The 11,887-nt window shown below is 43.5% G+C and carries 11 protein-coding genes; 3 read left to right on the plus strand and 8 right to left on the minus strand.

The features are described 5' to 3' along the window. Nucleotides 1-39 precede the first annotated feature (39 nt). Nucleotides 40-327, plus strand: a complete 288-nt coding sequence (locus tag M2273_RS28675; RefSeq protein ID WP_429401481.1) for a hypothetical protein — start codon at nucleotides 40-42, stop codon at nucleotides 325-327. A 173-nt stretch (nucleotides 328-500) separates the two neighbouring features. Here M2273_RS28675 and M2273_RS28680 read toward each other — a convergent pair whose 3' ends face one another. From M2273_RS28680 to M2273_RS28700, 5 genes are all read right to left on the minus strand, one after another. Then, nucleotides 501-887 (minus strand): hypothetical protein, encoded by a 387-nt coding sequence (locus M2273_RS28680; protein ID WP_429401483.1) that lies wholly within the window; start codon nucleotides 885-887, stop codon nucleotides 501-503. Nucleotides 888-923: 36 nt separating this feature from the next. Continuing rightward, a complete protein-coding gene (locus M2273_RS28685; protein ID WP_429401485.1) occupies nucleotides 924-1,817 on the minus strand; it encodes an NAD(P)H-binding protein in 894 nt (297 codons plus the stop codon). Nucleotides 1,818-1,907: 90 nt separating this feature from the next. Next, nucleotides 1,908-2,465, minus strand: a complete 558-nt coding sequence (locus M2273_RS28690; protein ID WP_429401487.1) for an SRPBCC family protein — start codon at nucleotides 2,463-2,465, stop codon at nucleotides 1,908-1,910. A 109-nt stretch (nucleotides 2,466-2,574) separates the two neighbouring features. Further along, on the minus strand, nucleotides 2,575-3,120 hold the full coding sequence (locus M2273_RS28695) for a pirin family protein (RefSeq protein ID WP_429401489.1): 546 nt from the start codon (nucleotides 3,118-3,120) through the stop codon (nucleotides 2,575-2,577). A gap of 1 nt (nucleotide 3,121) precedes the next feature. Further along, nucleotides 3,122-4,066, minus strand: coding sequence for an NADP-dependent oxidoreductase (locus M2273_RS28700; protein WP_429401491.1), 945 nt, complete (start codon nucleotides 4,064-4,066; stop codon nucleotides 3,122-3,124). A gap of 146 nt (nucleotides 4,067-4,212) precedes the next feature. Between M2273_RS28700 and M2273_RS28705 the strand changes: the two genes are divergently transcribed. Beyond that, a complete protein-coding gene (locus M2273_RS28705) occupies nucleotides 4,213-4,572 on the plus strand; it encodes a hypothetical protein (RefSeq protein ID WP_429401493.1) in 360 nt (119 codons plus the stop codon). Between the two features lie 33 nt (nucleotides 4,573-4,605). Here the strand turns inward: M2273_RS28705 and M2273_RS28710 are convergent, their stop codons facing one another. From M2273_RS28710 to M2273_RS28720, 3 genes are all read right to left on the minus strand, one after another. Continuing rightward, complete coding sequence (locus M2273_RS28710; protein ID WP_429401495.1) at nucleotides 4,606-5,328, minus strand: helix-turn-helix domain-containing protein; 723 nt, start codon at nucleotides 5,326-5,328, stop codon at nucleotides 4,606-4,608. Nucleotides 5,329-6,049: 721 nt separating this feature from the next. Continuing rightward, nucleotides 6,050-9,706 (minus strand): ABC transporter permease, encoded by a 3,657-nt coding sequence (locus M2273_RS28715; protein WP_429401497.1) that lies wholly within the window; start codon nucleotides 9,704-9,706, stop codon nucleotides 6,050-6,052. Nucleotides 9,707-10,076: 370 nt separating this feature from the next. Further along, complete coding sequence (locus tag M2273_RS28720; RefSeq protein ID WP_429401499.1) at nucleotides 10,077-10,307, minus strand: hypothetical protein; 231 nt, start codon at nucleotides 10,305-10,307, stop codon at nucleotides 10,077-10,079. A gap of 220 nt (nucleotides 10,308-10,527) precedes the next feature. Between M2273_RS28720 and M2273_RS28725 the strand changes: the two genes are divergently transcribed. Next, nucleotides 10,528-11,838, plus strand: coding sequence for a CocE/NonD family hydrolase (locus M2273_RS28725; protein ID WP_429401501.1), 1,311 nt, complete (start codon nucleotides 10,528-10,530; stop codon nucleotides 11,836-11,838). Nucleotides 11,839-11,887: the final 49 nt, after the last annotated feature.

Here is an 11,887-nt window from a genome sequence, read left to right on the forward strand (position 1 = left end):
ACCTCAAACGATGGTCGCGGTGGCTCCCGGTATTTACCTATGGCATTTACTGAGCACGGCATACTTCAACTTTCAAATGTGCTTAAAAGTCAAAGAGCTATTGCTGTAAGCTTTTTAATCATTGATGTATTTGTCAAACTAAGGAAAACGCTGTCTGACCAAACTGAAATATGGTTAGCTATCGAAAAAATCAAAGGAAAACTGGATAGTCAGGATAAAAGCATGGACATCATCTTTAGGTATCTCGATGAAATATCTGATCGGATACCACAGATACCTGAACATGGGCAAAGAAAAAGAATAGGTTATAAACCAGGAGAGGATTGATAAATTGGAGGTCACAAATGGTGACCTCCAATTTACATTGTCCTAACAAATCAGAACATGTATCTGAATGTCGTCACTCAGGCTTTTCGTTAAATCTTTTACTGTTCGTTTCTCCACCTGGTATAATCATATTGTTACAATTGTTAAGGGTGATGTTTTATAACTTGTACCAGTTAATCCATCCCTATATGCCATTTATGATCAAGGTATTTTGCAGGCAATTTGCCATTCCGGTCAATAGAATGACCTGCACGACCGGTATGCCAAAGCTGGGCAACGATCAGGCCACCATGGGCATGAACGGCTTGGGTAACTTTCTTCCAGGCAGCGATCTGTTCGGGGGTATAGATCCCCGGAGTCAGCGGACTGCCGGTCGCTTCTTCACTGATCCGGATGGCCTCGGTAAACATCAGCCCGGCACCGGCTCTTTGGGTATAGTATTGAACGGTCATATCGCCTACCACACCGTTTAAGTCAGCCCGGCTCCTGGTCATAGCCGACATCACCATGCTGTTCTTTAAGGTTAGTTTTCCTAAAGTTGCTTTTCCCAATAATTTCATGATCTTAATTTTTTATGTTACTGATTATGTATTGTTTTATAAATTGTAGGCAGGCAGATAAACCTGGTTGATAAAATCCTCGGCTGTTGTAGAAGTGGTTGTCGAATCATCTCTTTTTTGATAATTCATAAAGCCAGTTTTGATCGCCGTTCCCATTTCAAGCAGGTTATCTACAAAGTCTTCTGCAAAGCCGTTGCTTAAAAATGTTTGCTTGATCTGCCCGACAGGTACCTGCACATAAGGCAGTTCAGGCTGGCCAATAGCTTTGCCTATCAAGGTCGTAAACTCCCTGTAGGTATACTCTCTTGGCCCCATCACCGCGTGAACACTTTTACCACTAAAGTCGAGGCTGGCTAAATGTCCGGCTGCTATCTTTGCCACGTCCTGAGTAGCCACCATTGGTATGGCATGATCACCAACTGCCGCGGTACCATTGATGCCTTTGTTCTTCACTAAAGCTATTGTCCTTAAGAAGTTCTCCATAAAATAAGCAGAACGGATATGTAATACATTTACATCGTTCAACTGATTTAACCTGACTTCCTGTTCGCCGGTACCCGCCATGATGCCGTTGCCTTCGTGCATATGAGAACCAAGACTGCTCATGTTGACAATGTGTTTGATGCCGGAGTCCTCGATGGCTTTAATCAGCGTGCCGGTAACCATTCGCTGGTAGGCTCTGGTTTTCTCTGCCTTCACATTGTCAGGTAACAGAATGAATGCGCTATCTGCGTTTTTAAAGGCGTTGGTAAGCGTTTCTATATCAGTAATATCACCTGCAATAATTTCAGCACCCAAAGCGCGATGCTTTTCTAATTTCTCGATGTGCCTGGCGATCAGGGTTACCTGATGCCCTTCGTTTAAAAGGATCCCGGATATTTTACTACCTACTGTTCCGGTAGCTCCGAGTATGACTATGTTCTTTTTCATGGTAGAATTATTTAATTGTTGTTGTTTAATTACTATGCAAAGATGTTGTGTTTGACAGCCTTAAACTTGTATCAAATCACTGTTCTTATTTTACTTCCAGGTGGTTCCGTTTTCCAGTTGGCCGCTCTCCAGATCATTTTTAATGATTGCCAGGGCATCCGTCAGCATAGTTCGAACCGTTTTCATCAGCACTAATTCCACCATCAGTCTGGCTAAAAAGTTGGCAGGGACCGCCCGGTAAGTCCACTCGATCCTGGTTTGGTTGCTGCCCAGATCGGTGAACAGCCATTCGCCTTCCAGTCGTTTCAGGAGAGCCGAAAGAACCTTCGAAGTGAAATGCTCGTTCTTGTAAGAAAATGATGTTGGGGCGTTTACAGTGAGCAGGCTTTCCTGCGAGGTTGAGCCATCTGCAAAATAAACGGTTCTCTGCAGCCCGGCTTTATTCCAGCCTGCTTTGACACTGGTATCAACGATCGCCGGAATCATCGCATTCCCGCGAAAGATGTGCATTAGGTTGATCGGGGCGATATAATTAAAAGCTTGATCAATGGGAGAATCGATGGTCACAACCACCGTTATTTCTGGATTTTTAGGAGTTGTCATTTGATGTTGTTTTATTTGATTACGATACAAAGATGCGCTGATCATCTGCGGCACACCTGTATCAAATCACTATTCTGATCGTCAGTGCAGATTGCCGCTGTACATGCCGCCGTCAAAACGAACCGCATCGGTTTGAGTAATGAATAAGATGATGTCACTGGTTTCCGCTGCACGGATTTTTGGATTTTCGTTTTCGATCAAAACACTTTCCCCAGGTATTGCTTCTGATCTGCCACGGGTAATCGTCGCCTTTGCCCGTTATTTTGCGCCAGTTATTATCGCTGTAAATTTCCGGCAAATCGTAAAATTGAACCTGGGGTGGTAGACCTGCAGTCTCCGGCCGGATGAATATTTGCAGCCCGGTTAAAACACCGCCTTCCTCCAGCACCCGCTCTTCGTGAGAAAAGCTGGCACCCGCATTCATCAACATCAAATTTTGATTGGAGATGATACAGGTATGGCCTTCCGAGTCCAAATGGCTAACCTGGCCGCTTCTCAAATAGGTAAGGATCTCGTCATCCCCGTGAGGGTGCATGGGGATTAGTGTGCCTGATGTTATCCGGGCATGGTCTATTCTACCTATGGTGGAAAAGCCTGTATCGTGTAATTCTGGCTGGATAAGCCCTGGATACAAAATCTGGATGCCAAAGCCGTCATGCTGCTTACCATACTTGATGGTATGATCGATCTTGGTCAGCATCTTAGTCAATCGCTATAACTACTTTACCCATATAACCGCCACGCTCCGCATATTCATAAGCTTCTTTGTATTGCGCGAATGGAAATACTTTGTTGACTTCGATCTCCAGCCCGTTATTCAAGGCTCTTAGCAGAACATCGGTATTTTTGGCAGATGGGTTGGAAAGGATGACCACATGCTTTTTACTTCTAAATAAGTTACCTAACAGCGATAGCGGAATGTCAATTGGCTTTGGCGTAGGATTTAAAAATAGGGCTTTAGACTTCATGATCTGTTTAGCACTTTTGTAACCCATTTTGCCGGATAGGTCGACAACAAAGTCATAAGTGGTTTTCTGAGTAAGCACATTTTCCTTCTTGTAATCTTTCACGGAGTTTGCGCCCCATTTTTTTGCATAGGCTGCTCCCTGGCTGCTGGTCACCGCGGTTATGTTAGCGCCGCGTTGTTTTAATAATTGCAGTAAAAACATACCAAAGCCTCCGGTAGCCCCGTTTACCAAAATGCTCGTTTGCGAACGGATGTTGCCCATTTTTTCTAATGCGGTAACAGCAGCAGTTCCGACTACAGGTATAGCGGCAGCCTGGGTGAAGCTGATGTTAGCGGGCTTTTTCCAGACAAGTGAAGCTGTTACAGCAACGTACTCTGCTGATACGCCTTCTTTCATCATGTTTTTTACCACCCCAAAAACTTCATCGCCTTTTTTTATGCCAATGACGGCAGATCCGGTTTCTTCAACCATACCGGCGAAATCAGTACCGGTCTGCTTTGGGAATTTTGAACCGGACATCAGGGTCATTTCGCCTTTCCGAATTTTCCAATCCATTGGATTGATAGAAAATGCTTTTACTTTGACCAGTACCTGATCTGCTTTGATAGCAGGTTTTTCTTGTTCTACAGTTTGCAACACATCCGCAGGTCCAAACTTTTGATATACTATTGCTTTCATGATATTATTTTTAATTGATTAAAATGATATCACAAAGGTGCGGACAGGCTGATCAGTAAACTTGTATCAAATCACTGTTATAATACCCCCTTATGAAATTTGCGGTATTCGATTATAGAATTATCTTTAGCTGAAAAAATCAGCATATGAAAAACCCGGCCCAACTATTAGAAGATAGTTTACTAATTATCTGGAATAATCGAAATTCAGTGGAAAGACTTCAGGCAATGCAGCAGATTTACCACCAGGACATCCAATTTTTTGAAAGTGATTCAGGCAATGCAATTATTGGCTATGAAGCAATCAATAACCTCATAACGGGTTTGCAATCTGAATGGGCAACGGAATTTTCTTTTCAGTTGAGCAAACCAAGTCAGACCAACCATGATGTTCAAATAGCTTCCTGGACACTTGGCATTTCAGGTGAGCAACCTGTTGCGAGTGGAATGGACGTGGCCATCGTAGAAAATGGAAAAATTAAAGCGCTTCATTTATATCTTGATTAACAGCCGTTAAAAGCTGCAAGGCTGGTTCATAGCCTAATAGATCTCGATCAGGTCACTGTTGAATTTTAAGGCTTTAGGAGGCATGCCGAACATCTCATACATGTACTTATTAAATTGGGGCAAGTCATAAAAGCCTGTGTCGTAGGCGATCTCGGTAAGGCTTCTGTCTTTGTCAGAAAGCGTAAGATAGATTGCCTGGCGCAACCTGGTCCATAATAAATACTTGGATAGGCTACTGCCGGTTTGTTGTTTAAAGAGTGAAGCTAAACGCGAGGGCGAAAGAAAAACGATATCGGCAAATGTTTGCGGTGTGATGTTTTGTTTGCAATAGTTGGATTTGATATAGTCTGCTATTTTGGCAACTCTTTCATCATAGGCTGTAGCCGGTAATTTAGCGAGCAAAGCATCAACTATTTGGCTGATAGCTAAACTGTCTTTGGGCGTCTGAAAAAAAGCATTGGTTTCGGATGGTGAATCAAAGACAACATATTCCTCATTTGCTGCAAATCTGGAGGCCAGCTCTAAACCGATATTCGAATAAGGCTCTATATTTAAAACATTCAGCGTTCCTTTTTCGGCCGCGCAAAAATGTGGCACATGCGGTTTTATTAAGAAACCGTGGATCCGTTCGTACAGCGTTCCGCTGATGGTCGAATTAAAGGGTGTGTCGTTCGATAAGACGATCTGATAGGCCGAATGATGGTGGATCTCTACGGTTAGGTTTTTTGCTTTTAGGGCAAGGAAGAAAGGATTCATTTTTACAGTTAACGTTTCACTGTAAAAATATCAAAATAGGAAACCAGGTCAAGCACTATCGCCTAAATGAATAATCCCACAGAAACATGATTTTAATCGAGAATTAGTTTGCTTATACAAAGGCGATAGATATGCCGTTCGGGATAATGGAGTGGTATTAAGTGTAATGCGGCCGGATAAGCGCCTTAGCTCTATTGTAACCAATTGGTATTTCGTGGAATATCGAACGGCGGGCGTTTATGTTTAATACAAGAGTACCCTCGGGTTTAACCTTTGCTAATTCAGCGGGCAATTCCATTTTTTTAATAAAATCAGAAGCTAAGTAACATTGTAAAATAATACCGGATACAATTCCAGCTTCAGGTGAAAAAATGGTCATGAAACCAGAAATAATTTATCCGAGTTTATCTGAGCTCATCAAAAACTTCCGGGTCGTCAATTTTTCTCCATTCCGCCAACATTAATTCGGACAATTCGTCATCCGATGAAGGTTGAGCTATGTAAGCCATTAATTCCATGAAATCCCGGCGCGCAATTTGATTGTTAAGGTATGCGGTAAAGAGAATTTTCAAACGACTTTTAGTCACTTTTTAAGCTTTTAACAGATTATCACGGGATGCGCCTAATGCTTTGAAATCAATCGTTGTTAATGCGCTCACTACGAAATCTGTCCCGCCCGCAAAGAATATCCAACAGTTGATTGGCATGCCGTATAGATATTTTATTCGCTTCTCAAACTCTTTACCGGGTTAGCCAGTGCCGCTTTAACAGCTTTGTAGCCTACGCTCGTCCAGGCAATGACTATGGATAGCAAAATCGCTACCATAAATATGTCCGGGCCAATGGTAATCCTATAGGTGAAGTCCTGTAGCCATTGATGCATGAAGTAGTAGCCGATCGGGGCTGATATGGCGAATGCGATGACGATAAGTACTGTAAATTCTTTGGAAAAAAGGTACACAATATGCCCTACAGAGGCTCCTAATGTTTTACGTATGCCTACTTCTTTAGTGCGTTGTAAAGCCATGAACGATACAAGACCATATAGGCCAAGGCACGAAATGAATATCGCTATACCGGCAAAAATTTTATAAAGCGTGGACAGTTTGTCTTCGTTCCTGTAAAAATTGGCGATTGTCTTATCAAGGAATTGATACTCATAGATACCTTCCGGGAAAGTTTTATTCCATAGGTTTTCAATATTTGCAAGGGTTTGCTTCACGTTCCGGGGCTCGATTTTGATATTCAACTTTGCATACTGCCCCTTCCAGGGGCCCATCAATACAGGCGGGATCGCATTACGAAGTGAGGCCACATTGTAGTCTTTTACCACACCCGTAATCCGGGCGTTTAATTTCTTGTCATCCCAAAGCATAATGTATTTGCCTATGGCTCGCCTGGGGTCGGTAATACCAAGCTTATGTATCAGCGTTTCATTAACAACATAACCTGATACGGTATCCGTTTTCTTATATGGACCACCGGCTAAAAATTGAATATCGTATAAGCTGAAATAGTCAGCGTCGGCCCATTTCAGGCAGGCGGCAAAGTCGACCTGTTTGGGCGAATTATTGAATTTAAAATCACTGAACCAGCCGCCGTTATCCGACGGACCGTACAGGCTAACGCTTACGTCTTTTATTCCCGTTTGCTTTAAAAGCTGATCTTTCAATGCGTTCACCCTTGTTCTGCTAGTGCTATCCCCGGGAAAAGGAACAGTAATCACAGCCTCTTTATTAAACCCGAGTGATTTGCTTCTAAAATAATTCATCTGGTAGACCAATACCAGCGTGCCGATCACCAAAAACTGCGCTATGCAGAACTGTGCAACCACCAATACCCTGCGCAATGATACCCCGCTCGTGCGTCCGGCGTTGATCTTATTCCTCAATGCCGCTATCGGGTTAAATCCAGATAGCACAAGCGCCGGATAAAACCCGGCCAAAAAGGTTACACCAATGAGCACTCCCGCTAAAAACAAGAGCACCATTGGATCAGCCAGGAAATTTCCGCTCAGCTGTATCTCGAGCAGGTTATTCAACATCGGTAAAGCCACCATGGAGATCACAGCAGCGAGTACAAGCGCAAAAAAGGTAATAATCAAAGTTTCGCTGATAAATTGCAGCACCAATTGATAGCGGTTGCTGCCCAGAACTTTGCGTATACCTACTTCTTTCGAACGATTTACAGCCTGAGCAGTAGCCAGGTTGATAAAGTTAACGCAGGCTATGATCAGCAGGAATAAACCGATCAAACTAATTACACTAATTAATTGCTTACTGAACGGGTGCCCGCTGTACAAACTTGTTTCTGTGTTATAATGCATCTCTTTCAACGCCTGTAATTGAAAGATCCTACCTTTATTGTACGGCGCGGGCACATGCTTTTTTGCAAACGCGGCAAGGTCGGTGTTAAATTGTTTTTCGTTTACCTGCGGAGGCAAAATGATATAGCAATTCCGGTCGCCAAAAGTACTTATCCAATCCTGTGCATTGCCGCCAAGATCTCCGCCTTTTTCGATAAGTGTGACCCAGGAAAGCGCAAGTTTCATAGGGAAATCAGTATTGACCGGGGTATTCTCAAAGATCCCCGTTACTTTAAAATCGCGCTTGTTTTCGTATCGCACTATTTTTCCCATCGCGCTATGCCAGTCGCCAAAAAATTTATCAGCTTCATCGCGGGATAATACCATGGTGTTGGGTTCTGCCAAAGCGGTATGTTTATCTCCCGCCAGCCACTTAAAATCAAAAACCTGGAAGAATCCAGGATCGGCGTAATAGGCCAGATCCTCTTTAAATTTCTTCAATGCCCCCCCATTGCGCCCCTCACCCACAGCGTAGTGTGATCCGTCATTTTTCATGATATTGGCGAACTGCTTTATTTGTGGGAAATCAAGCTTCAACCCATCGGTGAGTGGTAATGGTGTCCCGCCACCGGCATGCGTTCCATCCGGGCCGCTGTTTACCGTCACAATACGATATATCCCGTCTTTATTAGTATGGTAGCTGTCAAAGCTTGTTTCAAACTGAACCACCAGGAATATGAGCAGGCAGGCGGCGATACCTATGGCCAGGCCGGTAATATTGATCGTAGCATAGCTTTTATTGCGCATCAGGTTGCGCCAGGCGATTTTGAAATAATTTTTAAACATATGGTTGCGCTTTACTTTGTCATGAGACCACTTGGTAGGAGGTTCATGCTTCAAAATTAACGGCGCAAACCGGTCGCGACTGCCCAAATGATAAGTTGGGCACTCTTTTTTCAGCCCATTTTTATATTCCATCGGGCTTTTACCAGTCACCTGCTTAAAAATCCGGGTAAAAGTGCTTTGTGAATTAAATCCCGAGTCATACGCGATTCCCAGAAGTGTTAAATGATTAAGTGCGGGGTCCTGCATTTTTCGGACCGCTGCCTGAACCCGGTATTCGTTGATAAAGTCATTAAAGTTTTTTTTAAGGGCTGTATTGATGATCCGCGAAAGTTCATGCGGATGCAGTTTAAGTTTGTCGGCTAAAGAACTTAAGCTCAGCTCAGGGTCCTCGTAATAAAGGTTGGCTTTCATCATATTTTTCAACCAGGCGCTTCTGTGCTTCAGTTCAGCCGGAATCAATCCATGCTGAAGTGGAGCCCTTTCCACCAGCCTGCTAACTTCCGGCCTCAAATAAATCATGATCGTAATCCTGATGAAAATGACTGCGTTTAGGAGATACAACGGGTAAAAGGAGCGTGCACCCAAATGATTATGGTAATAAAAATAATCCACTGCGGTAAAAGGTATCCATAGCAACCATATCAGAACAAAATATTTCAGCAAGCGATCCAGCCATTGGAATTCATGCCGAAAGCGGTCACCCGCTATAAATTCCATCCGATGATAATGGCTTTCGATCAGTTTCCGGCACAAGTACAAGTAAATGGTAACCGAAAAAAATACCAGTATTTGAAGTAATGGATTCCATTGCTGAAAGATCAGCGTATCGTAGGTTGGTTTTCCGGTGTTCCTGCTTTCATTGATCTGTAATATCAGGGCACCCAATTCCAGTAGTGCAGGGCCGAAATGCAACAGATCCTTCAAGCGGAATTGATATTGCGGACGGGTAATTTTTAAGACATAAAAAAATATCAACGGGCCGATCGCCAGTGAAAAGTTTAAAGGTAACCAGTTCCAGCGGGGGAAATAATAATCCAGACCTGCGTCCCTTAAGAGTACCCATACCAACCCCAACAAGGCCAGACCCAAGGCCGAACTTAAAAACCGGTTTACAGCCCGGTCTGCTTTTTTAGCGAATCCTAATTGCAGCGCAAAAGTAAACCCGATAAAAATAAGCCCCAGAAAGGCCAGGTCATAAATGTCGATATGAAATATATATGAATTCAAGTACTATATGTAGCCCAAACGTTGTTCCAAATTTTTAACCAATTGATATATAGGAAATTACCATTTAACAGCATCAGTTACCTGTACCGAAAGCGAACGTCTCCATGTCCGCTATTAGCATATTCCATGGAGTTGGATGAAATTAATGTTTTCTATGTTCAATATTTGTTTGATGTTGTAGTTCTTTTTTCACCATCATGGGATAGCAACGGAATCCTGCGAAGCAGATATAGCGAGCCCGGCCCGAAAAGGATGCCATTGGAACGGGAAATTGTAATACAGTTTGGCAGCACGATGATGTAATAATTATCTTTAAAAAGATATAGATTGTGTAAATAAATATTAAGCAATGGGCGTAATGTCGTTCTTACTAAAGCTGCTCAAAATCAAGCCGGGAGTACTGCCCAAATAATTTCGTCAGCGTCAGCCAGCTTACCGGCAACTCGGCAAGCAACGGCGTTGGAAGTGCCGTGGTCGCGGTATAAATAGCCAGCACATTACCCGATGGATCGTAGACATAATAAGTGGTCCCTATCGCATTGACCATTTTAATACGATTACCGGCCTCATCGTAGGTATAAGTTGCTATCGGTACAGTCATCGCTGCATCACTGCATATCCCGGTCACTTTGCCGGCCACGTCATATTGCAAATAATATTTTGGTGCTGTAGTACCGGTTTGATGGAGAGAATAATTCCGTTTTTTTCCTCACGCACAAAATTTAATTACTTAATCGTATAGCTTTTAGTGTCTACTTCTGCCAGTCTGAAATAGCCAAAAGCGTAATTTTTGCTATTGGTCTGATTGATAATATTACCGCGTGTACGGCGGCAGTTACAACGGCTTTACCCAATGGGCAGCAACCAAAAAACTGCACCCGGCGCTTAAAACCATTGTGCCATCGGCCGCGGTGGCGCCTGGGCTGGATGTACCTATGACCAACAACGTGCAAATGAGCTTTGCGTTCCCCTGGACGTATTATACCGGCAACAATAAATTCCTCGACCAAAAAGATTACGGTAGCCCGCAATGGGGCGACCTATACTGGAAATGGTACAACGAGGGCTATGCTTACCGCTCGCTCGACAGTTTAACCGGCCGGGGCGCTAACGCCATGTTTCAGCGTTGGGTAGCGCACCCCACCTACGATAAATACTGGCAGGATATGATCCCCTATAAAAAGGAGTTCGCCAATATCAATATTCCGGTTCTCACGACCACAGGCTACTACGATGGCGGTCAGATAGGCGGAATGTACTATTACCGCGAACTGATGAAGCATAACCCCAAAGCAGATCAGTACGTGCTGATAGGCCCTTACGGCCACTTTGGATCACAGGGGTACCCCGATTCGGTTTATAACGGCTATCGAATTGACAGTGTTGCACGGATCAATATCCATGAGGTTATCTACCAATGGTTTGACTATGTGTTTAAAAACAGGCCGAAACCGGCGATACTGCAAAACAGGTTTAACTTTGAGGTGATGGGGGACAATGAGTGGCGGCACATACCTTCGCTAAAACAAATGAGTACCGATACCCTGAAATTCTATCTCGATAGTCCCCACCTTTCCCCGCTTAAGCCACTAAGAAAGGCTGCGCTGTCACAAAAGATAGACTTTGCCAACCGTGATGGTTTGAGCAGTTATTATTACGAAAACCAAATCATTTACGATAGTCTGAATACCAGCGGAATGGTTTTCACCAGCGCACCATTAACCAATCCATTAACCATCAGCGGGGCTTTCTCAGGTCTGCTGAAAACCATCATCAATAAAAAAGATATGGATTACCATGTATTACTGTTTGAGCAGATGCCCGATGAGAAATATTTTTTCCTGTCGTATTTTATGGGCAGGGCCAGCTATGCAACGAGTACCGAGAAACGCAGCCTGCTTACGCCCGGGCAAATGGAAAGCATCCCTTTCAGCAATACCTATATCACCAGCAGGCGCTTAGGCAAAGGCAGTAAAATTGTAATAGTGCTTAACATTAACAAAAGCCCTTTTGAGCAGATCAATTACGGCACCGGTAAAAATGTGAGCGATGAAAGCATAAAAGACGCCAAAACGCCTTTAGCAATAAAGTGGTTTAATGATAGCTATATTAATATACCGGTGCTGCGATAACAATAAGTTAAAGTATTATATCACCTGTCTGTCCAGTTGTTCCATTTCT

The sequence above is a fragment of the Mucilaginibacter lappiensis genome (genome assembly GCF_050433765.1).
GTDB lineage: Bacteria > Bacteroidota > Bacteroidia > Sphingobacteriales > Sphingobacteriaceae > Mucilaginibacter > Mucilaginibacter lappiensis_A.